Raw genomic sequence first — 25,391 nt, 5'->3', positions numbered from 1 at the left:
TCTAATCGTTTTAAAGCGCTTACCCAACCCTTGGGACACTCACAAGCTGCAAGTCAGGCCACGACCGGGAGGATAGGATGTCGCTCAATCTGTTCAAGCTCGACGGGCGCATCGCGCTGGTCACCGGCTCCGGCCAGGGCATCGGCCTGGCCATCGCCGAGGGCCTTGCCGCCGCCGGCGCCCATGTCGTGCTGAACGGGCGGGATGCCGGCAAGCTGGAGAAGGCACGCAGCGCCATCGCCGCGGCTGGCCATAAGGCCTCGGTCGCCGCCTTCGACGTCACCGACCAGACCGCGGTCGAAGCGGGTGTGGCGAAGATCGAGGCGGAGGTGGGGCCGATCGACATCCTCGTCAACAATGCCGGCACGCAGATCCGCGGCGCCTTCGTCGATTTCCCGGCCGAGGACTGGCACTTCCTGATGGCGACGAACCTGCACTCGGTGTTCTACGTCACCCAGGCGGTGGCCAAGCGCATGGCGCCGCGCAACCGTGGCAAGATCGTCAACATCGGCTCGGTGATGAGCAAGCTCGGCCGGCCGAGCATCGTGCCCTACACGGCATCGAAGGGCGCGGTCAGCCTGATGACGCAGGGGCTCGCCGCCGAGCTCGGCAAGCACAATATCCAAGTCAACGCGATCGGTCCCGGCTATTTCGTCACCGAATTGAACCAGGCGCTGCTCGCCGACGAGACCTTCTCGAACTGGGTCAAGAGCCGCGCCCCGGTCGGCCGCTGGGGCGAGACCAAGGAGCTGGCGGGCGCGGCGATCTTCCTGTCCTCGGAAGCCTCCGACTATGTCAGCGGCCATCTGCTGATGGTCGATGGCGGTTTGACCGCGGTGGTGTGAATACGCAGGCGTCATGCTCGGGCTTGACCCGAGCATCTCATGCCGGAGGAGGCATTGGCTGGCGCCTTCTCGTCAGGAGATTCTCGGGTCTGCGCTTCGCTTCGCCCGAGAATGACGTAGGTCTTTCCTACCCCTTCAAGAACGCATTCTGCGGAAACAGGATCTTCCGCGCCTCGTCGTCGACCTCGGTCTTCCAGGTGAACTTGTCCTTGAGCGCGACGGCGCGCTGCGCCGCCGGCCGGGCCGAGATCTCGTCGAGATGGCGCCGGACATTCGTCAGCTTGCCGAAGGCCTCGTCGCCGAGGGCGAACTGGGCCCGCGTCGCCCAGCCCCAGACCGCCATGTCGATCAGGGTGTAGTCGTTGCCGAGCATGTAGCGGTGCTTGCCGAGCTGATCGTCGAGCAGGCCCCAATGCCGCTCGGCCTCGCGGGCATAGCGGTTGATCGCATAGGGCACCTTCTCCGGCGCCATGCGCGAGAAGTGCACGGACTGGCCGGTATAGGGGCCGATGCCGGTGGCGACGAACATCAGCCAGGACAGCATCTGGCCGCGCATCTCCGGCGTGTCCGGCGGCAGGAACTGGCCGGTCTTCTCGGCGAGGTAGAGCAGGATGGCGTTGCTGTCGAAGATCTTCACGTCGCCATCGGTCAGGGCCGGGGTCTTGCCGTTTGGGTTGATGGCGAGGAAGTCGGGCTTGAACTGGTCGCCCTTGCGGGTGTCGACCGGCACCATCTCATAGGGCAGGCCGGCCTCTTCCAGGAAGAGCGCGATCTTCGCCGGGTTGGGCGAGGGGTGGTAGTAGAAGCGGATCATCGTTGGTCTCCTGGATAGGCGGGCTCAGCGGCGCGCGGCGACGTAGGGGACAAGCTCGGTCAGGGCCGAGATGGTGAGATCGGCGCCCGCGCCGAGCTGCTCCTCCTGCATGCGCAGCGCCTTGAACAGGCTCTTTGGCCCGATCACCGCTGCGCCTGAGAGTTCGTCGCGCAGGGCCTGCAAGGTTACACGCTCGATGCGCGCCACCGTCATGCCATAGGCCTTGGCCCCGGCGATGTCGAAACCGTTGGAGGAGACGAACAGGATCTCGTCGCGTGTCAGCGCCAGCCGCTCCTCGACCAGGCGGTAGCCGCGCGGGTCGGGCTTGTAGGTTCTGATCTCGTCGACGCTGATCACGGTTTCCAGCAACCCGTCGATGCCTGCCTGCCTGGTGAGGTTGATCAGCATGGCGGGGCTGCCATTGGAGAAGATGGCGAGCCGCGTCGGGGCAAGCCCCTGCAGCGCCGTCAGTGCTTCCGGATAGAGCGCCAGTGCATCATAGGCCGCTGCGATGCGGGCGAGGAGATCGGGCGTCGCCGTGAGGCCGAGCGTCTTCAGCGTGAAGTCGAGCGAGGCCTGCGTCACGCTCCAGAAGTCCTCGTAACGGCCCATCAAGGCGCGCAGCCAGGTGTATTCGAGCTGCTTCAGCCGCCAGATTTGGGTGATGGTCTCGCCATGGCCGGGGAAGGCGTCCTCGGTGACGCCGGCGACCGACTGGACGTCGAACAGGGTTCCATAGGCATCGAAGACGACGGCCTTGATCGGCATGGCACTTCCTTCCGGCACCCACTCCGTCATCCCGGGCGACCGGAGGGAGACCCGGGATCCATGCCTGAACCGTTTCGGAATGGATCCCGGCTCTGCGCCGCTATCGCGGCTTGGCCGGGATGACTCGTGTTGGGATGATAGCGCTCGCCTTGGCCGCGCGGAGCGTGATATCCGCACACCCACCTTTTCGCAGATGCATAGGATGCGCGAATGTCCAGCCGCCCCGTCATGCTGATGATCCTCGATGGCTGGGGCTGGCGCGGCGACAAGGACAACAACGCCGTCCTGCTGGCGAAGACGCCGAATTTCGACCGGTTCTGGGCCTCGTCGCCACATGCCTTCCTGCGCACCTCCGGCCTCGATGTCGGCCTGCCCGAAGGCCAGATGGGCAATTCCGAGGTCGGCCACCTCAACCTGGGCGCCGGGCGCGTCGTGATGCAGGACCTGCCGCGGATCAACCAGGCAATCGCAGACGGCACGCTGAAGCAGGCGCTCGACGAGAGTGGGCTGATCGGCCGCCTCAAGGCGAGCGGCGGCACCTGCCATATCCTCGGTCTCGTCTCGCCCGGCGGTGTCCACGCCCATCAGGACCATGCGGTAGCGCTGGCGAAGCTTGTCGTTGCGGCTGGCGTGCCGGCGGTGATCCACGTCTTCACCGATGGTCGCGATACGCCGCCGCGCTCGGCGGCCGAGTATGTCGCGGCGCTGGAAGCTGCGCTGCCGCGCGAGGTCAAGGTCGCGACGGTCTCAGGTCGCTATTACGCGATGGATCGCGACAATCGCTGGGAGCGGGTCGAGCTCGCCTGGAAGGCTTTGGCGCTGGGCGAAGGCGAGCGCATGCCGACGGCAGCCTCCGCGATCGAGGCGGCCTATGCCGCCAATGTCAGCGACGAGTTCATCAAGCCGGCGGTGATCGGCGGCTATAGCGGCATGGCCGATGGCGACGGCCTGCTCAGCTTCAACTTCCGCGCCGACCGTATCCGCGAGATCCTGGCGCCACTGCTCTTCGCCGCGTTCAGCGGTTTTTCGCGTCCGCGCATGCCAAAACTCGTCGGCGCGGTCGGGATGACCTCCTACAGCTCCGAGCTCGATCCGATCATGCCGGCGCTGTTCGCGCCGCAAAGCCTCGCCAATGGCCTCGGCGAGACCGTGTCGAAGGCGGGCTTGAAGCAGATCCGCTTCGCCGAGACCGAGAAGTACCCGCACGTCACCTATTTCTTCAATGGCGGGCGCGAGGAGCCGTTCGAGGGCGAGGAGCGCAGCATGACGCCCTCGCCGAAGGTCGCGACCTATGACCTGCAGCCGGAGATGTCGGCGCCTGAATTGACCGGCAAGGTCGTCGCCGCGATCGAGAGCGGGCAATACGATCTCTTCGTGCTGAACTTCGCCAATCCCGACATGGTGGGCCACACCGGCGTGCTCTCGGCGGCGATCAAGGCGGTCGAGACGATCGATGCGAGCCTCGGCCAGATTGCCGATGCCATCCTCGCCAAGGGCGGAGCGCTGCTGGTCACCGCCGATCACGGCAATGCCGAGTTGATGGTCGATCCCGTCACTGGCAATCCGCACACCGCCCACACGACCTTCCCGGTGCCGGTGATGCTGATCGGCTCGCAAGCCAAGGCGCTGGCCGAGGGCCGCCTCGCCGATGTCTCGCCGACGCTGCTTGCGCTGCTCGGGCTGGAGCAGCCGGCCGAGATGACCGGCCAGTCGCTGCTGCGCTGAACCGAACGTTCAGCTTGGCGCCATGCCGGGGAGCGTGGCGATCTCCGCCGCCAGAAAGTCGATCAGCAGGCGGACGCGGGCGACGGTCGCCCGCTCCGGCACGATCAGCATGCTGAGCGCCACGCTCGGCAGGGTGTAGCCGGTCAGGATCGGCTCAAGCTGGCCGGAGGCCAGCAGATCGTCGACGAGCCAGCGATGGGTAGGGGCGATGCCGCGGCCGGCGAGGAGGGCTTGGCGCACGGCCAGGCCATGGTCGACCCGCAATCGCCCGTCGAAGGGGACGCTGTAGCTCTCGCCGGCACTGCCTTCAAAGGCGAGCATGGCGCTGCCGGCGACGTTCGTCATGCGGATGCCCTGATGCGTGGCGAGATCATCCGGCGAGGTCGGGATGCCGTGCCGGGCGAGGTAGTGCGGCGCGGCGACGAACAATCGCTGCGATCGGCCGAGGGGCCGCAGCTTCATCGTGCTGTCGGCGAGCGGGCCGAGACGGATGGCGATGTCGACGCCGTCGCGGACGAGGTCGATGCGCTCGTCGCTGAGGCTGAGGTCGATATCGATCCCAGGGTGCCGATCCTGGAAGGCGAAGATCAATCGCGTCACATGCAGGACGCCGAAGGAGGCGGTGCAGGAGAGGCGAACCGTGCCGGCCGCGGCGTCACGGGTGCTGCGGGCTTCGTCGCTCGCCTGCTCGACGAGGCGCAGGATGGCGAGGCAGTTCAGATAATAGCGGCTGCCTTCTTCGGTCAGCGTCACCCGGCGGGTGGTGCGGCTGAGCAGGGCGATGCCGAGCGCCTCCTCCAGCTCGTTGAGATGCCGTGTCACCGAGGATTGGCCGAGGCCGAGCTCGCGCGCGACCGCCGAGAGGCTGCCGCGCTCGGCGACGCGGACGAAGCTGCGCATGCGCTCCAGGGTGATATCAGATTTATCCATAAAACGGCATGATCATATCCATTGCGCCGTTGTAGTGCAGAAGCGGAGTAGCGCCTAGCTGGAAAGCCTCATCCTCTCGGAAAGGCTCCGCCATGAAGGTCCTGCTCGTTTTCGCCCATCCCGAACGCCATTCGCTCAACGGCGCGCTGCGCGACGTCGCCGTCGCCGAACTGGAGGCCCAAGGCCATGAGGTCCGCGTCAGCGATCTCTATGCCGAGGGCTGGAAGTCGCAGGTCGATCGTGCCGATTTCCCGAGCTGGCCGGAGGGCGAGCGTTTCGCCGCCGGCGCCGCCTCGAAGCAGGCCTTCGCCGAGGGCATGCTGACCGCCGACGTCAAGGCCGAGATGGAGAAGCTGCTCTGGGCCGATACGCTGATCCTGCAGTTCCCGCTGTGGTGGTACACAATGCCGGCGATCTTGAAGGGCTGGGTCGACCGGGTCTTCGCCTACGGTTTCGCTTACGGGGTCGGCGAGCACAGCGACAAGCGCTGGGGCAATCGCTTCGGCGAGGGGACGCTGGCTGGCAAGCGGGCGATGCTGCTGGTCACCGCCGGCGGCTGGGAGGAGCATTACTCGCCGCGCGGCATCAACGGGCCGATCGAGGACCTGCTGTTCCCGATCAATCACGGCATCCTCTACTATCCCGGCTACGAGGTGTTGCCGCCGCACGTCGTCTACCGGGTCGACCGGTTCAAGGAGGCGGATTTCGCGGGGGCGGCCGAGCAACTGCGCGAGCGCATGCGGACCTTGGAGACGACGGCGCCGATCCGCTACCGCCGACAGAATTTCGGTGACTACCTGATTCCGGCGATGACGCTGCGGCCCGAACTGGGTGAGCCGGAGACGCGCGGCTTTGCGCTGCATGTCGACGCGGCCATGGCGGTCTAGCCTGCGCGGTGGAACTCCCGGGGCATGAGGCGGTTCTCCTTCCGAGAGGATCGCCTCATGCCGAACAAGCCAGAGAACCGCCTGACCGATACCCCCGCCGCCTTCGCGACCGCGCCGCGGCCGGGTCAGTCCGGCGCGCCTGAGCAGCGGCGGGCCGGGCCTAACCCGCGCTCCGCCCATCCGACCGGGCCGCATGCTCCTTATGAGCCGGATGACCCGGAAGGCCTGGCCGCCGGCAAGCATGCGCGCAAAGGCCCGGCTGGCCAGCGCTGACATATCGGCCTTATCGATATGCGATCTATGCAAGGCTGACGCCGCCTCGCGCAGTCAGCTTGTCATGCTCAGGTACATTCAACGATTGCGGGCGGGCAATGGCGGTTTCGTTGATTGCGAAATCGCCATGAAATCTTCGCCGCACGCTAAATCGAACTATCGTTTGATTTAAAAATCAAGCGATGACTATGGAATTTCAGCTTGAACGGAAAGGTTGTCGCCTTGATCCTCGGCGCAAGGGAAAGTAGTGACGGCAATCATGCGCTTGCGAATGGGTGCATGGGGCGACTTGGAGGGGGCGGGTCGTCGCGGATGCTGGGGACGGGCGGATCCAGGATGAGAGCGCGTAATAATGGCAGAAGGCCGGCGACGGCCGGTGCGGTGACGACGGTAAAGCAAAGGACGATGCGGGACGAGATCCTCGACGCTGCCGCCGAGATCATTGTGCGTGAGGGCTATGATGCCTGTACCATGCGGGCGGTGGCGGCGCTGGTCGATATGAAGGCGGGCAGCCTCTACTATCACTTCAGGTCAAAGGACGAGATCGTCGAGGAGATCCTCAACCAAGGCATCGAGACGCTCTACGCCCGCGTAGCGGAAACGATTCGTGGCCTGCCGCAGGAGGCTCGCTTCGCAGACCGGCTGTCTGCGGCGGTCGGAACGCATATTTCGAGCCTGGTCGGCAAGGACCAGACCTATATGCACGTCTACGAGCACCTGCCGCCGATCATCAAGCGGCGCAGCCGCAAGATGCGCGAGAAATACGCCCAGCTCTGGCACGAGCTGTTCGCCGGGGGCATCGCCAGCGGAGAAGCCGCGAATGGGCAGGATCTGCAGCTGCTGGTGCCGTATTTCCTTGGCGGGCTGAATCGCGTGCCGGAATGGATGCGCGCCAGCGGCGCCAGCAGCGAGCAGGTCGCCGAGCTGGCCGTCGCGACCCTGCTCGACGGAATCGGCGCCAGGCGCTAGATCACCGCGCGTCCAACAGGACGCGATAATGGTGATCTATCTCGTTGTTGTAGCATCGGATTTTTCTGAAAAGTGGATTCCACTTTTCGGTCCGATGCTATAGCACTGGGCGCCGCCGCCGCACCGATGCGGCTGCCATTGCCGGAAGCTGCGCCCGAGCCCATGTCCGAGACCTTCGCCATCAGCCTCGACGGCACCACCGACCTGCCCGCCGGCAAGATCGCCGCGATCGTGACCTCGCTCGAGATGCTGTCGCCGCCGCCGCGACGCGCCGATCCGCCTGATGTCGAGGGCTTCTCGCTGGACGAGATCGGGCGTGACGACGTCCAGCGCTATCTGGCGGTCTATCGCCTGCTCGGCGAGCGCTGGATGTGGTTCAGCCGGCTGGTCAAGCCGGTGGCCGAGTTGCAGGCGATCCTGGCCGATCCGCTGGTCGAATTCTTCGCGGTGCGCTTCGGCGGGCGGGATGTCGGCCTGCTCGAGCTCGATTTCAGGGTGGAAGGCGAGGGCGAGCTCGCCTTCTTCGGCCTTGACGAGAGCGTCGTCGGCAAGGGGGCGGGGCGCTGGCTGATGAACCGGGCGCTGGAGCGCGCCTGGGCTCGGCCGATCTCCCGGTTCTGGGTGCATACCTGCACGCTCGACCATCAGGGCGCGGTCGAGTTCTACCAGCGTTCGGGCTTCTCGGCGTTCAGGCGCGGGGTCGAGGTGGTCGACGATCCGCGCCTTGGCGGGGCGATGCCACGCAGCGCCGTCCCGCATTGTCCGGTGATCGAATAGGGGCTGGCCCTCAGACCCGCGTGCGCAGGCCGATCGAATCCATCATCGCCTGGTCGCGGGCGGCCTCGGCGGCACGCTCGGAGGCGCGCTCGCGGTCGTCGAGAATCTCGACCTTCTTCATGTCCTCGAAGGCTTCCTGCAGCTCGCCTTTGGCCTCGTCGAGCTGGCCCTGCAGGTTGTCGGCGGACTGGCGCAGATTGTCGCGACGGCCGAGCGCCGCCTTGGCATAGGTCGGATAGGCGAAATGGGCCGGGTCGGAAATGCCGGCACGCGTCTCTTCGTTCTGGATCTCGCGATCGAGATCTCCAGCCATCCGGTTGAATTCCGCGATCATCATCTCAATCTGGCTTACCCGGCGGCGCTTCTCGTCCACCTGGAAGCGTTTGAGACGCAAAAGGGTCTCTCGCGACTTCATGTCGTGCCGAACTCCTGATTACGCACGGAGCCCGTTCCGGTCTGCTTGCATTGCAAGCCGACCGGCAAACGGTCTCCAACTTTAGGTCAGAGCCGGATTCACCGATCGGGTTGGATCAACCCGATCGGACCCGGCTCCGGCTGCGTGCCGACCCCTCGGCTCGCCGCCGCAACACTCCGCGAGACGAAAAGCACAATGGGGCAAGGAGGTTGATCGTTCCTTACCAGGATCGCTCGCTTTCGATGCATGCGGAGGGTGCGTGCCGGGCTCTGCCGACAGGCCGCGGTCCGCGTTAATCTGCCGCGAATCAATACAAGGGGCGCGCGAGCCGGCGCGCCGGACATGTCCTTGCCCGCCTCGCGTCGCCTCCCCGAATACGGCCTGCTGCTGGCCGGCCTTGCCCTGACGCGGGTCATCGGCTGGGGCTCGATCTATTATTCGCCCTCGGTTCTGGCGGGCCATCTCCAGCGCGAGATCGGGCTGGGACCGGCGACGATCTTCGGCGGCATCACCATCCTGCTGGTGATCGGGGCGGTGATCTCGCCGATGCTCGGGCGCCATCTCGACCGGCGCGGGACGCGCCAGGCGATGGCGCTCGGAGCGGTGATCTCGGCGCTGGGGCTCGGGCTGCTGGCGCTGGCACAGGGGCCGATCAGCTATCTTTCGACCTGGTCCGTGATCGGCATCGGCCATGCGATGCAGCTCGCCAACACCGGCAACGTCACGGTGGCGCAGTTGATGGGCGAGCGCACGCGCCGGGTGATCGGGCTGATGATGCTGGTGACCGGGCTCGCCTCCAGCATCTTCTGGCCGCTGACCGCCTGGCTCAGCGCCGATTATGGCTGGCGCATCTGCGTTCTGATCTTTGCGGCGATCCAGCTGGTGATCGTGCTGCCGATCCATCTGTCGATCCCGGTCTATCGCGCCAAGCCCTTGGCCGATCCGGGACCGTCGATCGTGACGGCCGGCGAGCAGGGCAGGGTGCCGCCCGGCGAGCGGCGGCCGGTGTTCTGGTTGCTGGCGTTGAGCTTCTCTGCAAGCGGGCTCGTCTCCTGGGGGCTGCCGCTGCACATCATCGGCCTGATGCAGGGCGCGGGGATCGCCGCAGCGACGGCGGTGACGATCGCCTCGCTGAGCGGTGCCGCGACGATGCTGGCGCGGGCGGTCGATGCTGTGGCGGGCGAGCGCCTTCCGGTCGAGCGCGTGGCGCTGGCTGGGCTCGCGCTCGGGCCGGCCGCCTGCCTGCTGATGTCGATCGCGCCGGGGTCGAGCGCGTTGGCGATCACCTTCGTCGTGCTGTTCAGCGCCGCGATGGGCGTGATCTCCGTCGCGCGCGCGACCCTGCCGCTGGCGCTGTTCGGCCGCCAGGGCTTCGGCGCGATGCTCGGCCGCCTGACCGTGCCGCAGAACCTGACCTTCGCCGCGGCACCGCTGCTCTTCGCGTTGCTGGTCGAACGGCTCGGGGCCTCGGGTACGCTGGTGGTCTCGGCTGCGATCCAGTGCATCGCCCTGTTCGCGATGATCGTACTGGTGCGGCGGCTGCGCAGCTGAGCGCGCCTCGGAAACGACAAGCTCGGCTGCGTCGTTGACGCGATCGTGCCTGGGCGCGGGGCACGCGGCGACCTATCACGCGGCCTTTCCAATGAGAACGAGTGCCAGAACCCGATGCCGTCCTACCCGATGACACGCCGCCTCGTCCTGCAGGCCTCGCTCGGGCTGTTCGCAGCGCCGGCGATGGCAGAGGCGCGGCTTCCGCAGTTCCGGACGGCGCGCTACCAGTTCATCGAACTCGATCCGGTCGAGCCGATGGCGCCGCTCAGCCTGCAGGGCCTCGACGGCAAGCCCGCCATTGCCAGGCCGGTGCCGGGCAAGGTCAACCTGATCTATCTCTGGGCGACTTGGTGCCCGGTCTGCCGAATCACCTTGCCGCGCTTCGAGCGCCAGCTTGCCGACTTCCGGGCCCGGGATGTCGAGATCGTCTCGATCAGCACCGACGAGCGCGATCTCGCGCATGTCAGGGGCTATCTCGGGCGCCTCGGCGTCAAGCGACTGCCGGTCTTCTACGATCGCGGCGGCAAGGCCCTTGCAGCTGCGGGCTCGGGGCAACCGCTCTCGACCGCGGAAGGGCTGCCGGTCATCTATGTCGCGGACCGGCGCGGCGGCGTCCGTGGCTACATGCTCGGCGAGGCGGATTGGGCCTCGCCCCAGGCGCTGGCGCTGCTGGAGCATGTCGGGAAGCTTTGAGGCCGGTCACATCCCCATGATCCGGGCGAGCCGGGCATAGCCGTCGCCGAGCGGGGTCGCCTCGTCCTTGGCCTGTTTCAGAAAGGATTCGAGCTCTGGATTGAGCCGGATCGCCTCGTCGACCTCGGCGGAGGCGCCCTGGCGATAGGCGCCGAGCCGAATCAGTTCCTCCATGTCCGCATAGGTCGCGAGCGTGGCGCGAGCCTTCTGCACGACGGGATAATAGAGCGGGTCGCAGGAGCGCGGCATGGTGCGCGACACCGATTTCAGGATGTTGATCGCCGGGTAGCGGCCGCGTTCGGCAATGGAACGCTCCATCACGATATGGCCGTCGAGGATGCCGCGCACCGCGTCGGCGACCGGCTCGTCATGATCGCCGCCATCGACCAGCACGGTGAAGAGGCCGGTGATCGCCCCGTCTCCGGTACCCGGGCCGGCGCGTTCGAGCAGGCGCGGCAGCTCGGCGAAGACGGTCGGGGTGTATCCTTTGGTCGTAGGCGGTTCGCCGGCGGCAAGGCCGATCTCGCGCATCGCCATGGCGAAGCGCGTGACCGAATCCATCAGGCACATCACCTGCAGGCCTTGGTCGCGGAAGAATTCGGCGAGGGTCAGCGTCGTCAGCGCCGCCTGCTTGCGCATCAAAGCCGGCTCGTCAGAGGTCGCGACCACGACGATCGAGCGGGCAAGGCCATCCGGCCCGAGATCGTCCTGGAGGAATTCCTGGACCTCGCGGCCACGCTCGCCGACGAGGCCGATGATATTGACGTCGGCGCGCGCATAGCGGGCCAGCATCGAGAGCAGCACCGATTTGCCGACGCCGGAGCCGGCAAAGATGCCCATGCGCTGGCCGAGGCAGCAGGTCAGGAAGGTGTTGAGCGCGCGCACGCCGAGATCGAGCGGCGGCCCGACGCGGCGGCGGGCATGGGCCGGCGGCGGGTCGTTGCGGAAGGGGATGGTGCGTTCGCCCTGCGGCAAAGGCGGGCCGCCATCGACCGGGCGGCCGAGCGCATCGACGACGCGGCCGAGCCAGGCCATGGTCGGCCGCAGGCCGGCGACGGTGCGGTCGACATAGGCCGGGCAGCCGCGGCGGACACCGTCAAGCCCGCCATAGGGCATGACCAGCGCCTTCTCGCCGGAAAAGCCGATGACTTCGCAGGGGACGCGGATGCCGGGCGCGATCTCGATGCCGACGCGTCCGCCGAGGCTCATCGCCGCGATCGGGCCGGAGATTTCGACCAGCAACCCGCGCACGGCGGTGACGCGACCATAGACCGACGTCGCCTCGAGCTCGCCGATCATCGTCGCGAGTGTGGATAACCGGTCCTGGCCTGGCGAAGCGCCGTTCATGATTCCCTGCCGTTTACCTTCCATTAAGCGGAGTGATTAACACTGCGTTTCGAAGCCGCGTCGAAGAGTCGGGCGATTTTCGCCTGTTTCCTTGATGCGAGCTTCCGCGAAAGGCGCTTTCGCGGCCGAAGCTCGAACGATCCGTGTCAAATTCGACTCACCTCGACAAGGATCGTCAACCTTTTGCCAAGAAGCGCTTGCGCGCGGGAATCAGGGTTTGTTAACCATTTCCCCGTAGCGTGTCGCGTAGCGTTTCATCGGGCAAGCGTTCGTCCCCCCATAACCACGAGGGTTGTGGGCGGTTGAACGGGATCGCTGCCTCGGGGCGAAATTGGGGACGTGACATGCGGGTTCTGCTGATCGAAGACGATAGCGCGACCGCTCAAAGCATCGAGCTGATGCTGAAGTCCGAGAGCTTCAACGTCTACACGACCGATCTGGGCGAAGAGGGCGTCGATCTCGGCAAGCTCTACGACTACGACATCATCCTGCTCGACCTGAACCTGCCGGACATGTCGGGCTACGAGGTGCTGCGCTCCCTGCGCGTCGCCAAGGTCAAGACGCCGATCCTGATCCTCTCCGGCCTCGCGGGCATCGAGGACAAGGTGAAGGGCCTCGGCTTCGGCGCCGACGACTACCTGACCAAGCCGTTCCACAAGGACGAGCTCGTCGCCCGCATCCACGCCATCGTGCGCCGCTCGAAGGGCCATGCCCAGTCGGTGATCACGACCGGCGACCTCGTCGTCAACCTGGACACCAAGACCGTCGAAGTGGACGCCGCCCGCGTCCATCTGACCGGCAAGGAATACCAGATGCTGGAGCTGCTCTCGCTCCGCAAGGGCACGACGCTGACCAAGGAAATGTTCCTGAACCACCTTTATGGCGGCATGGACGAGCCCGAGCTGAAGATCATCGACGTCTTCATCTGCAAGCTGCGTAAGAAGCTCGCCAACGCCTCCGACGGCAAGAACTATATCGAGACGGTCTGGGGCCGCGGCTATGTGCTGCGCGAGCCCAGCGACGCCGAAGAGCGCATCCCGGCCTGATATCGTCATCACGGCGTCATCATCGACGCCTAACAGTTAGATCGCCTGATCGTCGGATGTACACGACAGGTGAACGGGGACCCCGCCGCGAGGCGGGGTTTTTGTTTGTGGCGACCAACCCCGTCATTCCGGGGCTTCGCGAAGCGAAGAGCCCGGAACCCATGACCACGACAGCGACGAACCGTCACTGCAGCTGCCGATGCGCCTCAGCTCCGATCCTCGTGTTCATGGGTTCCGGGCTCAGCCCTATGGGCTGCCCCGGAATGACGCAGGTGGTTCCGTGTAGACCCGGCCGTCAACCGGTGACCGCGCTCAGGGCCGCGCGATCTTCCGTGGGGAGAATGCGCCGCCGAGCTCGGGGGCGGCAGGGAAGGGCGGCCGCCGCGCCTGCGGGGTCGATGCGGCATCGCGGTAGAGGCCCCGATGCTGCGGATCCGGCACCAGGGTGGTGGTGATGCCGATCACCGTCTCGGCCGCGCCGAGGATGAAGGCGCCGTTCCTGGCCAGCCGCTCGGCGAGCGCCGCCATGACCCGCGCCTTGGTCGGGACGTCGAAATAGATCAGCACGTTGCGGCAGAAGATGATGTCGAACTGGCCGAGCTGATGATTCGGCTCGAGCAGGTTGTGCTGCCTGAGCGTGACCATGTCGCGGATGCGTTCGGACAGGCGCCATTTGTCGCCCTCCTGCCGGAAATGCTTAAGCAGGAGCTGGATCGGCAGGCCGCGCTGGACCTCGAACTGGCTGTAAAGCCCCTGGCGGGCTCGGTCGAGGACCTCGACGGAGATATCGGTGCCGAGGATCTCGATCGTCCAGCCGACGAGCCGGTCGGCGGCTTCGTCGAGCAGCATGGCGAGCGAATAGGCTTCCTGGCCGGTCGAGACCGCGGCGCACCAGATGCGCAGCGTCCGGCTCTCGGCATTGGCGGCGAGCTTCTCCGGCAGGACGACGTCGCGGAACAGGTCGAAGGGCGTGCGGTCGCGGAAGAACAGCGTCTCGTTGGTCGTCATCGCCTCTATGACGGCGGCTTCGAGCTCGGAGGCCGGGCTGCTGCGCAACTGGACGACCAGGGCCGTGATGCCGGCGATGCCACGGCGGCGGCAGAGCATGCCGAGGCGGCTCTCGACCAGATAGCGCTTCTCGGTGCTGAGGAAGAGGCCGGAGCGCCGCTGCAGCAGCACGCGCAGGAAGTCGAAGTCAAATTCGGTCATGCGGGATGGCTCCCGCCGACGAGCGTGCGGATGGCCGGCCCGATGCCGCCGAGCGGCAACACGGCGCTGGCCTGCCCGGCGCGCACCACCGAGCCCGGCATGCCCCAGACCGTGCTGGAGGGCTCGTCCTGGGCGATGACGGCGGCGCCGGCGCGGCGCAGCGCCGCTGCACCGTCCGTCCCGTCGCTGCCCATGCCGGTCATGATCAGGCCGAGCGCCGCCGGGCCGAGATGGCGGGCGGCCTCGGCGAAGAGGACATCGACCGCCGGGCGGCAGAAATGGACCGGCGGGCCGTCGCTGACGCTGGCGACGATGTGTCCGAGCTTGCGCTCGATGCCGAGATGGCGTCCGCCCGGCGCGACATAGATCGTGCCGCGGGCGATGCGCTCGCCGTCATGAGGCTCGCGCGTCGGCACGCCGAGCTGCTGCGCGATCTGGTCGGCGAAGGAGGCGGTGAACAGCGGCGGCATGTGCTGGACGACCAGCGTGGTCAGGTTGGCGAGGGCTCCGCCGAGATCGGAGAGGACACGCGCCACGGCTCGTGGCCCGCCGGTCGAGGCGCCGACGACCAGATAGCGCGGCATCACCGAGACGAGCGGGCGCAGATCGGCGACGCCGCTGGGCAGCGCCGTGGCGAGAACGTTGTCGGGGGCGGCCTCACCGTCGCGAAGACGGGATTGTGCGATGCTGCCGAGCTTACCGAGCAGCTCGCTGCGAAAATCCAGCGAGAGCGTCAGGCCGCTGCGGCTGTCGGGCTTGGGCAGGACGTCGACGGCGCCCATGCTCATGCATTGCAGCGCCAGCCGGGCATTGCGCTCGGTGAGCGTGGTCGTGAGCAAGACCGCCGTCCTAGGGCTTTCCTTGACGATCCGCGGCAGGGCCTCGACGCCGTCGAGAACGGGCATGTCGAGGTCGAGCACCATGATGTCGGGATGGTGGCGCCCGGCATGCTCGATCGCGGCTTCGCCATCGCCGGCGACGCCGACGACATGGAAGCGGCCGCTCTCGCCGAGCCAGCGCGCGAACAGGCCCCGCACCACCATGGAATCGTCGGCGATCACCACGGTGCTCGGACGCGCGGCTTGCCGGTCGGCGAAATGCGGCGTGGCGATCATGGAGTCACGCGGTGGGAGAGCAGGGCTATTGGGTGCAGCTCGGTTTCTACAGCAGGCCGACCTGGTGGAACTTCGACGCGACGATCTCCTTGTCGAACGGCTTCATGATGTACTCGTCGGCGCCGGCATGCATGGCGCGGGCGATGTGGGCGATGTCGTTCTCGGTGGTGCAGAACACGACCTTGGGCCGCTTGCCGCCGGGCATCTGCCTGAGGTTCCTCAGGAAATCGTAGCCGTCCATGATCGGCATGTTCCAGTCGAGCAGGATCGCGTCCGGCATCTCGCCCTTGCAGGCGTCGATAGCGCGCGCGCCGTCCTCGGCCTCGGCGATGCGGAATTGCAGCCCTTCCAGGATGCGGCGGGCGACCTTGCGGATGACCGCGGAGTCGTCGACGACGAGACAATACTTCATGACATGGCTCCAGTCGGCGGATCGTCAGGCGGCGATCGGCAAGTCGATGTTGAGGACGGCGTCGACGTCGATGACGACCAGGAGGCGGTCGTCGAGGCGGTGGACGCCCTTGGCGATGGCCGCCCAGGCGCGGTCGAGATGGATCGGCACCGGTTCGAAGGTCGTCCGGCTGAGGCGCATCACCTCGCCGACGGCGTCGACGATCAGGGCGAAGGCCTCGCCGCCCTGGTCGAGGCCGACCGCGGTGAGCTCCTGTTCATCCGTGCCGGTCGGCATGGGCCCGGTGTCGGCATGGCGCATGCGCCGGCGCATGCAGATCGCGGTGACGACGCGCCCGCGCAGATTGATCAGGCCGACGATCTCGTAGGGGGCCAGCGGCACCGGCGTGATGCGCGTCGCGATGAACACGTCCTGCACGCGCCCGATCGGCAGGCCGAGCAATTGGCCGCCCACGGTGACGGTGACGTAGTCGAGCGAGTCCTCGAAGGCCGCAAGGCCGGCAGCGCTCTCCTCATGCTGCTCGGTCATGCGGCGCGCCTCAGTCTGGGACGGGTTTCAGCCAGCTCGGCGATCAGCGCGCGCCGGTCGAACTTGGCGACGACCTCGTCGAGCTGCGCCTGGATCGCGGCGACATGCAATTCGGGGGTCGGCAGGCTGGTCAGCCCGATGATGCGCAGCCCGGCATGGCGGGCTTCGGCCCGCAGCCGGGCGGCGAGAGCGAAAGCGGCCTCGGCGTCGCGATCGATGTCGATGACGATGGCGTCGATCTCGGCGCTGCCGGAGGCGAGGCCGGCGGCCATCGCCGGGTCCGAGGCGTGGATGACCTGCAGGCCCGCCGCCTTCAGCACGGGGGCGAGCATCTCGCGCAGGAACTCGGAGGGCTCGATCAGCAGGACGCGCGGCGAACCGGCCTCGCTGCGGCGCATGTGCAGCCAGTTGGGGTTGGCTTTCGGCAGATAATGGGCGAGATCGAGGATCTCGGTGGCGCGGCCGCGGATGATCGCCGAGCCGAGCAGCCCCTGCTCGGGCATGGCCAGCATCTCGATGTCGAGCACCTCGTCGACGATGTCGACGATGGCGTCGACCGCCAGCGCCATGCTGAAATCGCCTTCGGAGAAGATCACCATCGGCTGCAGGCCGGTCTGCCGGAGCGCGCAGCCCTCGACCGGCACGACCGGCATCAGCCGCCCGCGATAGTTGAGCAAGGTGCGCCCCCCGCCGTTCTCGAACAGTCCGGCCTCGACCTCTTCCAACCGGGTGACGAGGGAGAGCGGCACGGCCTTGACCGTGTCCTTGCCGGCCCGGAACACCAGCATCGTGGTGCGCTCGACCGGCGAGCCCATCTCGACGGGATCGTCCGAGGCGATCTCGTCCTGTGCCGCCGCCACGCCGACGAGCCGGGCGACGCCGTTGGGATCGACGATCAGCACCACGGCGCCGTCGCCCAGGATGGTGTTGCCCGAGAACAGCGGGATGTGGCGCAGCCGCGTCGACATCGGCTTCACCACGATCTCTTCGGTGTGGAACACCGACTCGACGAGGATGCCGAACTGCCGTTCGCCGATCTGGGTCACGACGATGAAGCCGTCATCGGCGATGCCTGCGTCCGTCGTCCGGTTCATAACACCGGCGAGAGCGATGATCGGCAGCAACCGCTCGCGCAGGCGCAGCACGGGGGCGTTGTTGATGCGTTCGATGCGGTGCTCGCCACTGGCTTTGACGCGCACCAGCTCGCGCACGACCACCTGCGGGATGGCGAAGCGCTGGCCCTGCGTCGCGACGATCAGGGCGGAGACGATCGCCAGCGTCAGCGGAATCTTGATCGTGATCGTGGTACCGGTGCCGGCGATGCTGGCGATGTCGATCATGCCGCCGATCGCGTCGACATTGACCTTGACCACATCCATGCCGACGCCGCGCCCGGAGATCGCGGTGACGGAATCGGAGGTCGAGAAGCCGGGATGGAAGACGAAGCGCAGCAGCTGCGACTCGCTCATCCGCTCGGCCTCGGCCTCGCTGGCCAGCCCGCGCTGGATCGCCTTCTGGCGGATGCGGGCGACATCCATGCCGCGGCCGTCATCCGAGATGGCGATCGTGACCGAGCCACCCTCGTGATAGGCGGAGACCCGGATCGTGCCGGTTTCCGGCTTGCCCAGGCCAGCGCGTTCCTGCGGGTCCTCGATCGCATGGTCGGCGCAATTGCGCACCATGTGGATGAGGGGGTCCTTGATCAGGTCGAGCAGCTGGCGGTCGAGCTCGGTCTCGGCGCCCTCCATCACCAGCTCGATCCGCTTGCCGAGATCGGTGGAGAGGTCGCGGACGATGCGCGGCAGCTTCGACCAGGCGTTGCCGATCGGCTGCATGCGCGTCTTCATCACGCCGTCCTGCAATTCGGCGGTGATGAGCGAGAGCCGCTGCAGCGGCGCCTTGAGGCCGGCATCCTCCTGCCGGCGGGCGATCTCGAGCAGCTGGTTGCGGGTCAGCACCAGCTCCGAGACCATGGTCATCAGGTGCTCGAGCGTGTCGACATTGACGCGCAATGTCGCCGGCCCGGCCGCCCTGGCGTCGCGGGCGGTGTCGCCATGGGCCATGCCGGGCTGGTCGAGCGGGCTCGGCGCGGCGCGGAAGACCAGGTCCATATCGTCCGCTATCGCGCCGGCGGCGGGCGTAACCGCCGCTTCGGCCGATCTGGTCTCAGCGGTACGGGCAAGATAGGCGGCGACGGGATCGAGCGAGGAGTGCGATTGCCGCCTGGCCAATTCCAGCTTGGCGCGCTCGGCCAAGCCGCGCAATTCGTCGATCAGCTGGCCGTCATGGCCGGGCGGCTCCTGCCCCTTCTCGGCGAGCTCGGCCATGATCTCCTTGATCCGGTCGATTGTCTCGAGGATCGCGGTGACCGCGCTGGAGGAAACGCTCGCGCCGTCCCGGAACTGGCCGATCACGGATTCGGCCGCATGGGTCAGTGCTTCCAGACGCGGCAGGCCGATGAAGCCGCAGGTGCCTTTGACCGTGTGGACGAGCCGGAAGATGTTGCGCAGGATGTCGCCGTTGTTCGGCTCCTGCTCGAAGCGGACGAGCTCCCGATCGACCATGTCGAGGTGCTCGCCGGTCTCTCCCAGAAACTCTTGCAGCAACTCGTCCATGCAAGGACCGCTCACTCACGCCACCGATGCTGCCGCGGATATTGCGGTGCAAGGGTTTATGATCGGTTGAGAGCGAGCGGAAACCGCAAGGAATCCTGGCGTCGGGGCGGCCTTCCCTTGGGGCTTCAGGCCGGCTCCGCGCCGATGCTGACCGTGTCGCCCTCGATCGCGAAGGTGATCTTCATGTTCGCGGCGCGCGCGACCATGCCGGTATAGACCGGCTGGACCGCGTGGGCGTCGATGGCGCCGCTCTCGGAGCGGCCGGCGATCAGGTCCTCGACATGGGCGGGAATGCGCGCATGCGAGCCGGTGGCGGTGATGGCGAAGCTGCCCTGCTCACCGGCGAGCGTGCAACGGCAGGTGATCTTGCCGCCGCGCGGGATCGCCTGCGTCGCCAGGACCAGCAGGTTGAGCACCAGCTTGACCTGGTTCTTCGGCAAGAGGGCGCGCGGCGCCTCCCAGTCGAGCGAGAGCTTCTCGTCGTTGAGGAAGCCGTTGGCAACGGCGCCGGCATCGCCGAGGTCGATCATCGCGCCGGCCGAGCCGGCGGCGCCGAAGGCGAGCCGCGCGAATTGCAGCCGGGCCGAGGCGTTGCGCGCGCTCTTCTTGATCAGGTCGAGCGCGAACTCCTTCATCGAAGGGTCGTCTTCCTCGAGCACTTCGAGCGCGTTGACGATCGCGCCGACGGGGCTGATCACGTCATGGCAGACGCGGCTGCAGAGAAGTGCGGCCAGATCGAGCGGCTCGAGCGAGATGGCGGTCATGATCCGGTCCTGCGGTCAAGAGAATCAGGGCGACATTGCACCCCATATCGGTGTTGCAGCATGCGCGCCGCTGGTTTGCAGTTGGTTAACCATAGCCTCAGCGCGCGCTCGGGCAGGGGGGCCCTTCCGGCATGCCCCGGCAAGATGGCTGCCAGAAGGCGAGCCGGCTTTTTCTTTACCGCACCATGCACTACCTAATGGAGTGATATCGCCGGAGGCGCCGCCCGGCATGGCTCTTGAGATCGGCACACGGCGCCGGCGAGACTGGTTCGAAACATGGCCATCGCTTACGACGACCCCCGCCTGACCGACCGGGACGGGCTTGCGCGCGCCCTTGGCGAGGCGGCACGGCGCACGGCTGCCGTCCTGCTGGCGAAGCGGGCGGCGCGCGACGTCAAGCTCAAGGCGGACGGCTCGCCGGTCTGCTCCGCCGACCTCGCCGCCGATTTCGCCGCCAAGCAGGCGCTGGCCGAGCTGCTGCCGGGCTTCCCGGTGATCAGCGAGGAGAGCGTCGGCGAGGTCGCGCCGGCTTCCGTCTTCATCCTGCTCGATCCGCTCGACGGCACGCGCGAATTTCTTGCCTCCGGCGACAGCTATTGCGTCGCCATCGCCGTGATCCTGGACGGACGTCCGCTCGCCGGGGCGATCGCCGCGCCCGCCATCGGCCGGCTCTGGTATGGCGGCGAGCGCAGTTTTGCCCAGGAGCTCGATGCCGAAGCGGAGCCGCTGGGCGCCGCGCGGCAGGTCCATGTCCGGTGCGAGCCGGAGGACGGCCCGCTGATGCTGGTCAGCCGCTTCCATGGCGACACGGTCAGCGCCGGCGTCGCCGCCGCGGTCGCGAAGGGCGACGGCGCGCCGGTGTCATCGGCCGTGAAATTCGCGCTGATCGCGTCCGGCGAGGCGGATCTGCATGTGCGCGGCGGCCCGACAATGGAATGGGACATCGCCGCTGGCGACGCCATCCTCGCTGCGGCCGGCGGCATTGTGCTGACCCTCGACGGGCAGAAGCCCGGCTACGGCCATGCCGAGCGGGATTTCCGCAATCCGCCCTTCGTCGCGGCGGGCTGCGAGCGTCTGGCTCGTCTCGCGATCGAGAAAGCGGCGAGCTGCCGCTGCGCTTGACCCGACTCAGCGCGCGATCGAGGTCGCGACGGCGGGCCAGCGCTGCTGGGCCTGCGCCCGCAAGGCAGCTTCGCTGATGAAACGCCGGCGGTTCTCGTCGCTGCGGAAGAAATAGAGCTGCGAGCCGATGATGGCGAAGCGATGCGGGTCGGCATCGACAGCGCGTCCATCCGCCACGCCGCTGGCGTCGAAGCCGCCGAAGCGCGGTGTGTAGACCTGCGGCGCCTCGCGAAAGGCATCGCGGTTGGCGGCGCTGGCGAAGCGCCAGACCGCACCGCCATGAAGCAGTTCGTAGTCAGGCAGGCCCGGAACGGCGGCATCGTTCAGGAAATAAGCGACGGGATCGAAACCGGAGAGCGCCAAGCCGGTGCGGTTGTCGCGCTGCATGACTTCGCCGAGACCGGGGAGTTCCGGCAGGCCCGTGGGGAGGGCCGACGCCCGGCTCTCCTGCACGGCAAGAAGAAGCACGCAGCCTGTCACGATACCGGCGATCACGATCCCGGCATGCCTTGCTGCGGCCTTCATCGCCCACCAATCCTTGGTTCTAGTCGCGTTACGGCACGTCCTGCGCCGCAGTTCACCGCTTGGATACACATACGGCGTATCCAAGAGGTTACCGTGGTCGCGAGGATTCGCACGACCCGCCGTCGACGCCATCCCGGCAGGAGGCCGAATGCCCAATGCCCGGCGCTTGCCTGGAGACGATGAGATGAACCATACCCGCCGCACCCTGCTCGCTAGCGCCCTGCTGCTCGGCGCGGGCCTTGCCGCCGGTCCCGCCACCGCCCAGCCGGCCGAGCGCTCCTTCACCCAGAACGAGCTGGTCACCTCCGGCCATCAGTTCTTCGGCAATGTCTCGCGCGGCTTTGCGCTGACGGTCGAGGAAGCGGTGCGCCGCTGGGGCGAGCCGAACGGCTATGTGCTCGGCCAAGAGGCGTCGGGCGCCTTCGTCGGTGGCCTGCGCTATGGCGAGGGCACGCTGTTTACCCGCAATGCCGGCGACCGCAGGGTGTTCTGGCAGGGGCCGTCGGTCGGCTTCGACTTCGGCGGCGACGGCGCGCGCACGATGATGCTGGTCTACAACCTGCCGAGCGTCAGCGCGCTCTACCAGCGCTTCGGCGGGGTCGACGGCTCGGTCTATTTCGTCGGCGGCTTCGGCTTCACCGCGCTGACCGCCGGCGGCGTCATGGTGGTGCCGATCCGCACCGGCGTCGGCTGGCGGCTCGGCGTCAACCTCGGCTATCTCAAGTTCACGCCCGAGGCGACCTGGAACCCGTTCTGACCTGACAATTGCCGGCTGCTGGCCTTATCTATCAAGGCATGGCAGCCTGAGCCCGGGCTGATCGCAGACATGGGAGCCGCTCCGCCTTGATCGAAGCCGTCATGCTCGTCGCGCTCGGCTTCCTGTCGGCAAGCCTGCTCGCCCTTGCGGCGCTGCCGGCGCTGAGCCGCCGGGCCGACCGGCTGGCGCGGCGCCGGGCCGAGGCCGCATTCCCGCTGTCGCTTGCCGAGATCGCCGCCGACCGCGACCATCTGCGCGCCGAATTGGCGGTTCGCGAGCGGGCGTTGGAGCAGAAAGCCGAGAGCGGCTTTGCCGCCAAGGCCGGCGCGATGAGCGAGATCGGCCGGCGCGACATGACGATCGGCCGGCTGGAAACCGATCTCGGCGAACGCAAGCAGCGGATCGGGGTGCTCGAGGCCGAACTCGGGCAGAGGACACAGGAGCTGGCTGAGACGCGCGAGTCGCTGTCCAGTGAAAGCGCCGGTCACCAGACGACGCAAGCGACCTTGTCGAGCCGCGTCAGCGATCTCGCTGCGGTGGAGGGGCAGCTTGCCGAGATCCGTCAGGCGCTCAGCGGCACCTCGGCCGATCTCGCCGCCCGCAGCCACGAGCTCACCGAGCTGAGAGCGCTCCATGAGAAAGCCGAGGCGACGCTGGCGGAGCGCGACCAGTCGCTTTCGAGCTTGAACAGCGAGCACGACCGTCAGCGCGTCGCCCTGGTCGAGGCTGGCACGCTCAGGCTCAGGCTGGAGGGCGAGCGCGACGATTTCTCGGCGCGGCTTACCACGGCCGAAGTGGCGCTGGCCGAGGCGCGCACGAACCTCTCCGCCATGAAACTGGATCGCGATAGCGAGAGGCTGCGCGCCGATGCGCTTTCGACGCGGGCAAATGAGGCTGAAGCGACGCTGCGTACCGCTGATGCGAACGCCATCAAGCTCGGCGCCGAGATCGCGCGACAGGAGGCGGCGATGACGCAGGCATCCGCCGAACACGCCGAGATGCTGGCACGGATCAAGGCGCTGGAAGGCAGGATCGAGGCTGCCGCCGTGGCCGAGGCGCGCCTGAAGGAGCAGCTGGCGAGCGAGGCGGCCGCGCATCGCGCCGCCCTGCGCGAGCGCGAGGAGATGCTCGAGGCGCTGCATGCCGAGATCAGCACCGTCCAGGGCGCCCGTGACCAGGCCCGCGCCGACCGGGCGGGCTTGAAGCGCGAGCTCGCGGCGTTGCGCAAGCAGAATGGCGGCAAGGCGGCGGGAGAAGCGGCCTTGCGCCAGGAGATCGTGCGGCTGGCCGATGCGCTGCTGGTCGCATCCGAAAGCCGTGAGGCCGCGGAATAGTCGCCTGTCGACCAGGGCCTTTCCTCTTTTGCCAGACATGCTCTAGGGAAGGAGTGGCGGCCTTCGCGGCCGGCTGGTTCGGTTTGGGATGATGACGGATATCGTTTGTATCGGTGAACCCCTCGGCGAATTCAACGCGACGCGGGGCGAGGCGGGCGCCTACCGTTTCGGTCTTGGCGGCGACACCTCGAATTGCGCGGTTGCGGCAGCGCGACAGGGTGCGAAAGTTGCCTATGTCGGTGCGCTCGGTGATGACGAGCCGGGCCGTTCGTGGCGGTCATTATGGGCCGACGAAGGCGTGGACGATGCTCACGTCTCGACGCATCCTTCGGCGCCGACGGGGCTCTATTTCGTCTCCCACGGCCCACAGGGGCACGTCTTCTCCTATCTGCGCGCCGGCTCGGCCGCGAGCCTCTACGGCCCGGCGCAGTTGCCGAAGGACCTCATCGCTTCGGCCAAGGTGATCCAGGCTTCCGGCATCAGCCAGGCGATCTCGGCAAGCGCTTGCGATGCGGTGTTCGAGGCCTTTTCGATCGCGCGTGAGAACGGCGTGCTCACCGCCTACGACACCAACCTCAGGCTCAAGCTCTGGCCGCTGGCGCGGGCGCGGGCGATCGTCCATGCCGCCTGCGGGATGGCCGACATCGTCCTGCCGGGCGATGGCGACGCCAAGCTGCTGACCGGGCTGGAGCAGCCCGACGCGATCGTCGATTTCTATCTCAAGCTCGGTGCCAAGGTCGTGGCGCTGACGCTCGGCCATGAGGGCTCGCTGGTGGCGACGCCGGATCGGCGCCAGCGCTTCGTGCCGATCAAGGTCGACGCGATCGACGCGACCGGCGCCGGCGACTGCTATGACGGCGCCTTCCTGGCCGAATACATCCGCACCGGCGATGCCTTCGCGGCCGGAGCCTATGCCAATGTGGCGGCGGCGCTGTCGACGCTGGGCTATGGCGCGGTGGCGCCGTTGCCGCGCCGGGCCGACGTGGAAGCGCGGATCGCACAAGAGGCGGCTGGCCGGGCATGAGCGTTCCTGTCCTGATGGAAGCGGGCGCGCTGCTCGCGCGCTACGACGTGCTGATCAGCGACGTCTGGGGCGTCGTCCATGACGGCGTTCTGGCGCTCGATCCGGCCTGCGAGGCCCTGATGCGCTATCGCGAGGGCGGCGGCACGGTGGTGCTGCTCTCGAACGCGCCGGGCCCCTCGGCCCAGATCGCCGGCGTGCTCGACGGCAAGCGCGTGCCGCGCGCCGCCTGGGACCGGCTGGTGACCTCCGGCGACGTGACGCGCGCCCTGATCGGCGAGACGCATCTGCGCAAGGCCTATCATATCGGCTGGCAGCAGGACCGGGCGGTGTTTGCCGGCTTCGACGTCGAGATCGTCGGCGAGGACGAGGCTGAGTTTGTCGTCGCGACCGAACTCAACGATTACCGCAAGGAACAGCCGGAGCAGTACCGGCCGCTGCTGTCGCGCTTCGCGGTGCGCGGGTTGCCTTTCATCTGCGGCAACCCCGACCTCGTCGTCCATGTCGGCCATGATCTCCTGCCCTGCGCCGGGGCGCTGGCGACGATCTATGAAGAGCTCGGCGGCCATGTCGCCTGGGCCGGCAAGCCGCATCGCCCGGCCTATGATCTCGCCCTTGCGGCAGCCCGCGAGGCCCGGGGCGGGCGCGATGTGGATCCGGCGCGCGTACTCGTCATCGGCGACGCCGTGCGCACCGATCTTGCCGGCGCCAGGATGATGGGCTTCGATAGCCTGTTCATCGCCGGTGGCATCCATCGCGACGAGACGATCCGCGATGGCGCGGTGGTGCCCGACGGGCTCGCGCGGGTGCTGGCGAGGCATCGGCCCTTGCCGGTCGCGGCGATGGCGGCGCTGGGGTAGGTGCTGCTTCGTCATTGCGAGCGCAGCGAAGCAATCCAGGAGCGGCAGAACTCTACGTCTCCCTGGATTGCTTCGTCGCTGCGCTCCTC

26 protein-coding genes are annotated in these 25,391 nt (G+C 67.5%); 14 read left to right on the top strand and 12 right to left on the bottom strand.

The features are described from left to right. Positions 1-77 precede the first annotated feature (77 nt). Positions 78-845 carry a glucose 1-dehydrogenase gene (locus AC3WLC_RS27165; protein WP_493687004.1) on the top strand — a complete coding sequence of 256 codons (768 nt, stop codon included), beginning with the start codon at positions 78-80 and terminating at the stop codon, positions 843-845. Between the two features lie 127 nt (positions 846-972). On the opposite strand, the gene AC3WLC_RS27160 is transcribed toward AC3WLC_RS27165, so the two are convergent. Then, positions 973-1,659, bottom strand: a complete 687-nt coding sequence (locus AC3WLC_RS27160) for a glutathione S-transferase family protein (RefSeq protein WP_493687003.1) — start codon at positions 1,657-1,659, stop codon at positions 973-975. A gap of 24 nt (positions 1,660-1,683) precedes the next feature. Continuing rightward, positions 1,684-2,427 (bottom strand): haloacid dehalogenase type II, encoded by a 744-nt coding sequence (locus tag AC3WLC_RS27155; protein WP_493687002.1) that lies wholly within the window; start codon positions 2,425-2,427, stop codon positions 1,684-1,686. A gap of 210 nt (positions 2,428-2,637) precedes the next feature. On the opposite strand from AC3WLC_RS27155, the gene gpmI reads away from it, so the two are divergent. After that, entirely contained in the window at positions 2,638-4,152 is a 1,515-nt protein-coding gene (gene gpmI, locus AC3WLC_RS27150; RefSeq protein ID WP_493687001.1) for a 2,3-bisphosphoglycerate-independent phosphoglycerate mutase, read from the top strand. A gap of 9 nt (positions 4,153-4,161) precedes the next feature. On the opposite strand, the gene AC3WLC_RS27145 is transcribed toward gpmI, so the two are convergent. Beyond that, complete coding sequence (locus AC3WLC_RS27145) at positions 4,162-5,082, bottom strand: LysR family transcriptional regulator (RefSeq protein ID WP_493687000.1); 921 nt, start codon at positions 5,080-5,082, stop codon at positions 4,162-4,164. A 92-nt stretch (positions 5,083-5,174) separates the two neighbouring features. On the opposite strand from AC3WLC_RS27145, the gene AC3WLC_RS27140 reads away from it, so the two are divergent. From AC3WLC_RS27140 to AC3WLC_RS27125, 4 genes are all read left to right on the top strand, one after another. Beyond that, complete coding sequence (locus AC3WLC_RS27140; protein WP_493686999.1) at positions 5,175-5,969, top strand: NAD(P)H-dependent oxidoreductase; 795 nt, start codon at positions 5,175-5,177, stop codon at positions 5,967-5,969. A gap of 57 nt (positions 5,970-6,026) precedes the next feature. Next, on the top strand, positions 6,027-6,242 hold the full coding sequence (locus AC3WLC_RS27135) for a hypothetical protein (protein WP_493686998.1): 216 nt from the start codon (positions 6,027-6,029) through the stop codon (positions 6,240-6,242). 201 nt (positions 6,243-6,443) lie between these two features. Then, the gene (locus AC3WLC_RS27130) at positions 6,444-7,211 is read left to right on the top strand and encodes a TetR/AcrR family transcriptional regulator (RefSeq protein WP_493686997.1); all 768 of its coding nucleotides are present in this window, start codon (positions 6,444-6,446) and stop codon (positions 7,209-7,211) included. A gap of 162 nt (positions 7,212-7,373) precedes the next feature. Continuing rightward, a complete protein-coding gene (locus tag AC3WLC_RS27125; RefSeq protein ID WP_493686996.1) occupies positions 7,374-7,988 on the top strand; it encodes a GNAT family N-acetyltransferase in 615 nt (204 codons plus the stop codon). A 10-nt stretch (positions 7,989-7,998) separates the two neighbouring features. Here the strand turns inward: AC3WLC_RS27125 and fliJ are convergent, their stop codons facing one another. Continuing rightward, a complete protein-coding gene (gene fliJ, locus AC3WLC_RS27120; protein WP_493686995.1) occupies positions 7,999-8,403 on the bottom strand; it encodes a flagellar export protein FliJ in 405 nt (134 codons plus the stop codon). Positions 8,404-8,745: 342 nt separating this feature from the next. On the opposite strand from fliJ, the gene AC3WLC_RS27115 reads away from it, so the two are divergent. Next, positions 8,746-9,954: an MFS transporter gene (locus AC3WLC_RS27115; RefSeq protein ID WP_493686994.1), complete on the top strand. Its 1,209-nt coding sequence runs from the start codon at positions 8,746-8,748 to the stop codon at positions 9,952-9,954. A gap of 114 nt (positions 9,955-10,068) precedes the next feature. After that, on the top strand, positions 10,069-10,647 hold the full coding sequence (locus tag AC3WLC_RS27110) for a TlpA disulfide reductase family protein (protein WP_493686993.1): 579 nt from the start codon (positions 10,069-10,071) through the stop codon (positions 10,645-10,647). Positions 10,648-10,653: 6 nt separating this feature from the next. Here AC3WLC_RS27110 and fliI read toward each other — a convergent pair whose 3' ends face one another. Further along, positions 10,654-11,994, bottom strand: a complete 1,341-nt coding sequence (gene fliI / locus AC3WLC_RS27105) for a flagellar protein export ATPase FliI (protein ID WP_493686992.1) — start codon at positions 11,992-11,994, stop codon at positions 10,654-10,656. 344 nt (positions 11,995-12,338) lie between these two features. Between fliI and ctrA the strand changes: the two genes are divergently transcribed. Next, positions 12,339-13,040, top strand: a complete 702-nt coding sequence (gene ctrA / locus AC3WLC_RS27100; protein ID WP_055729421.1) for a response regulator transcription factor CtrA — start codon at positions 12,339-12,341, stop codon at positions 13,038-13,040. 312 nt (positions 13,041-13,352) lie between these two features. Here ctrA and AC3WLC_RS27095 read toward each other — a convergent pair whose 3' ends face one another. From AC3WLC_RS27095 to chpT, 6 genes are all read right to left on the bottom strand, one after another. Continuing rightward, a complete protein-coding gene (locus tag AC3WLC_RS27095) occupies positions 13,353-14,249 on the bottom strand; it encodes a CheR family methyltransferase (RefSeq protein WP_493686991.1) in 897 nt (298 codons plus the stop codon). After that, positions 14,246-15,364: a chemotaxis-specific protein-glutamate methyltransferase CheB gene (gene cheB / locus AC3WLC_RS27090; RefSeq protein ID WP_493686989.1), complete on the bottom strand. Its 1,119-nt coding sequence runs from the start codon at positions 15,362-15,364 to the stop codon at positions 14,246-14,248. The genes AC3WLC_RS27095 and cheB overlap by 4 nt, the downstream gene beginning before the upstream one ends. A gap of 46 nt (positions 15,365-15,410) precedes the next feature. Beyond that, positions 15,411-15,776 carry a response regulator gene (locus AC3WLC_RS27085; RefSeq protein WP_057190702.1) on the bottom strand — a complete coding sequence of 122 codons (366 nt, stop codon included), beginning with the start codon at positions 15,774-15,776 and terminating at the stop codon, positions 15,411-15,413. A 24-nt stretch (positions 15,777-15,800) separates the two neighbouring features. Continuing rightward, positions 15,801-16,304 carry a chemotaxis protein CheW gene (locus tag AC3WLC_RS27080; protein WP_493686988.1) on the bottom strand — a complete coding sequence of 168 codons (504 nt, stop codon included), beginning with the start codon at positions 16,302-16,304 and terminating at the stop codon, positions 15,801-15,803. Continuing rightward, positions 16,301-18,919: a hybrid sensor histidine kinase/response regulator gene (locus tag AC3WLC_RS27075; protein ID WP_493686987.1), complete on the bottom strand. Its 2,619-nt coding sequence runs from the start codon at positions 18,917-18,919 to the stop codon at positions 16,301-16,303. The genes AC3WLC_RS27080 and AC3WLC_RS27075 overlap by 4 nt, the downstream gene beginning before the upstream one ends. 125 nt (positions 18,920-19,044) lie before the next feature. After that, entirely contained in the window at positions 19,045-19,683 is a 639-nt protein-coding gene (gene chpT / locus AC3WLC_RS27070) for a histidine phosphotransferase ChpT (protein WP_493686986.1), read from the bottom strand. Between the two features lie 276 nt (positions 19,684-19,959). On the opposite strand from chpT, the gene AC3WLC_RS27065 reads away from it, so the two are divergent. After that, positions 19,960-20,805 carry a 3'(2'),5'-bisphosphate nucleotidase CysQ family protein gene (locus AC3WLC_RS27065; protein ID WP_493686985.1) on the top strand — a complete coding sequence of 282 codons (846 nt, stop codon included), beginning with the start codon at positions 19,960-19,962 and terminating at the stop codon, positions 20,803-20,805. Positions 20,806-20,811: 6 nt separating this feature from the next. Here AC3WLC_RS27065 and AC3WLC_RS27060 read toward each other — a convergent pair whose 3' ends face one another. After that, the gene (locus tag AC3WLC_RS27060) at positions 20,812-21,330 is read right to left on the bottom strand and encodes a YHS domain-containing (seleno)protein (RefSeq protein WP_493686984.1); all 519 of its coding nucleotides are present in this window, start codon (positions 21,328-21,330) and stop codon (positions 20,812-20,814) included. Between the two features lie 184 nt (positions 21,331-21,514). Here AC3WLC_RS27060 and AC3WLC_RS27055 point away from each other — a divergent pair, with 184 nt between their 5' ends. The 4 genes from AC3WLC_RS27055 (at position 21,515) to AC3WLC_RS27040 (ending at position 25,302) form a co-directional block, all read left to right on the top strand. Continuing rightward, entirely contained in the window at positions 21,515-22,087 is a 573-nt protein-coding gene (locus tag AC3WLC_RS27055) for a DUF1134 domain-containing protein (RefSeq protein WP_493686983.1), read from the top strand. An 86-nt stretch (positions 22,088-22,173) separates the two neighbouring features. Further along, the gene (locus tag AC3WLC_RS27050; RefSeq protein WP_493686982.1) at positions 22,174-23,421 is read left to right on the top strand and encodes a coiled-coil domain-containing protein; all 1,248 of its coding nucleotides are present in this window, start codon (positions 22,174-22,176) and stop codon (positions 23,419-23,421) included. A gap of 88 nt (positions 23,422-23,509) precedes the next feature. Next, positions 23,510-24,445, top strand: a complete 936-nt coding sequence (locus AC3WLC_RS27045; RefSeq protein WP_493686981.1) for a sugar kinase — start codon at positions 23,510-23,512, stop codon at positions 24,443-24,445. After that, positions 24,442-25,302, top strand: a complete 861-nt coding sequence (locus AC3WLC_RS27040) for a TIGR01459 family HAD-type hydrolase (protein ID WP_493686980.1) — start codon at positions 24,442-24,444, stop codon at positions 25,300-25,302. Before AC3WLC_RS27045 ends, AC3WLC_RS27040 begins: the two co-directional genes overlap by 4 nt. Positions 25,303-25,391 lie beyond the last annotated feature (89 nt).

The organism is Allobosea sp. GW821-FHT03A12 (assembly GCF_058986765.1).
Note: the sequence above shows the minus strand (reverse complement) of the source record. Positions and strands in the feature narration are given on the sequence as shown.

Excerpts from the sequence above, each read along its gene's own strand:
- AC3WLC_RS27165 (WP_493687004.1), top strand. The coding sequence starts at position 78 with ATGTCGCTCAATCTGTTCAAGCTCGACGGGCGCATCGCGCTGGTCACC.
- AC3WLC_RS27160 (WP_493687003.1), bottom strand. The coding sequence starts at position 1,659 with ATGATCCGCTTCTACTACCACCCCTCGCCCAACCCGGCGAAGATCGCG.
- AC3WLC_RS27155 (WP_493687002.1), bottom strand. The coding sequence starts at position 2,427 with ATGCCGATCAAGGCCGTCGTCTTCGATGCCTATGGAACCCTGTTCGAC.
- gpmI (WP_493687001.1), top strand. The coding sequence starts at position 2,638 with ATGTCCAGCCGCCCCGTCATGCTGATGATCCTCGATGGCTGGGGCTGG.
- AC3WLC_RS27145 (WP_493687000.1), bottom strand. The coding sequence starts at position 5,082 with ATGGATAAATCTGATATCACCCTGGAGCGCATGCGCAGCTTCGTCCGC.
- AC3WLC_RS27140 (WP_493686999.1), top strand. The coding sequence starts at position 5,175 with ATGAAGGTCCTGCTCGTTTTCGCCCATCCCGAACGCCATTCGCTCAAC.
- AC3WLC_RS27135 (WP_493686998.1), top strand. The coding sequence starts at position 6,027 with ATGCCGAACAAGCCAGAGAACCGCCTGACCGATACCCCCGCCGCCTTC.
- AC3WLC_RS27125 (WP_493686996.1), top strand. The coding sequence starts at position 7,374 with ATGTCCGAGACCTTCGCCATCAGCCTCGACGGCACCACCGACCTGCCC.
- fliJ (WP_493686995.1), bottom strand. The coding sequence starts at position 8,403 with ATGAAGTCGCGAGAGACCCTTTTGCGTCTCAAACGCTTCCAGGTGGAC.
- AC3WLC_RS27115 (WP_493686994.1), top strand. The coding sequence starts at position 8,746 with ATGTCCTTGCCCGCCTCGCGTCGCCTCCCCGAATACGGCCTGCTGCTG.
- AC3WLC_RS27110 (WP_493686993.1), top strand. The coding sequence starts at position 10,069 with ATGCCGTCCTACCCGATGACACGCCGCCTCGTCCTGCAGGCCTCGCTC.
- fliI (WP_493686992.1), bottom strand. The coding sequence starts at position 11,994 with ATGAACGGCGCTTCGCCAGGCCAGGACCGGTTATCCACACTCGCGACG.
- ctrA (WP_055729421.1), top strand. The coding sequence starts at position 12,339 with ATGCGGGTTCTGCTGATCGAAGACGATAGCGCGACCGCTCAAAGCATC.
- AC3WLC_RS27095 (WP_493686991.1), bottom strand. The coding sequence starts at position 14,249 with ATGACCGAATTTGACTTCGACTTCCTGCGCGTGCTGCTGCAGCGGCGC.
- cheB (WP_493686989.1), bottom strand. The coding sequence starts at position 15,364 with ATGATCGCCACGCCGCATTTCGCCGACCGGCAAGCCGCGCGTCCGAGC.
- AC3WLC_RS27085 (WP_057190702.1), bottom strand. The coding sequence starts at position 15,776 with ATGAAGTATTGTCTCGTCGTCGACGACTCCGCGGTCATCCGCAAGGTC.
- AC3WLC_RS27080 (WP_493686988.1), bottom strand. The coding sequence starts at position 16,304 with ATGACCGAGCAGCATGAGGAGAGCGCTGCCGGCCTTGCGGCCTTCGAG.
- AC3WLC_RS27075 (WP_493686987.1), bottom strand. The coding sequence starts at position 18,919 with ATGGACGAGTTGCTGCAAGAGTTTCTGGGAGAGACCGGCGAGCACCTC.
- chpT (WP_493686986.1), bottom strand. The coding sequence starts at position 19,683 with ATGACCGCCATCTCGCTCGAGCCGCTCGATCTGGCCGCACTTCTCTGC.
- AC3WLC_RS27065 (WP_493686985.1), top strand. The coding sequence starts at position 19,960 with ATGGCCATCGCTTACGACGACCCCCGCCTGACCGACCGGGACGGGCTT.
- AC3WLC_RS27060 (WP_493686984.1), bottom strand. The coding sequence starts at position 21,330 with ATGAAGGCCGCAGCAAGGCATGCCGGGATCGTGATCGCCGGTATCGTG.
- AC3WLC_RS27055 (WP_493686983.1), top strand. The coding sequence starts at position 21,515 with ATGAACCATACCCGCCGCACCCTGCTCGCTAGCGCCCTGCTGCTCGGC.
- AC3WLC_RS27045 (WP_493686981.1), top strand. The coding sequence starts at position 23,510 with ATGATGACGGATATCGTTTGTATCGGTGAACCCCTCGGCGAATTCAAC.
- AC3WLC_RS27040 (WP_493686980.1), top strand. The coding sequence starts at position 24,442 with ATGAGCGTTCCTGTCCTGATGGAAGCGGGCGCGCTGCTCGCGCGCTAC.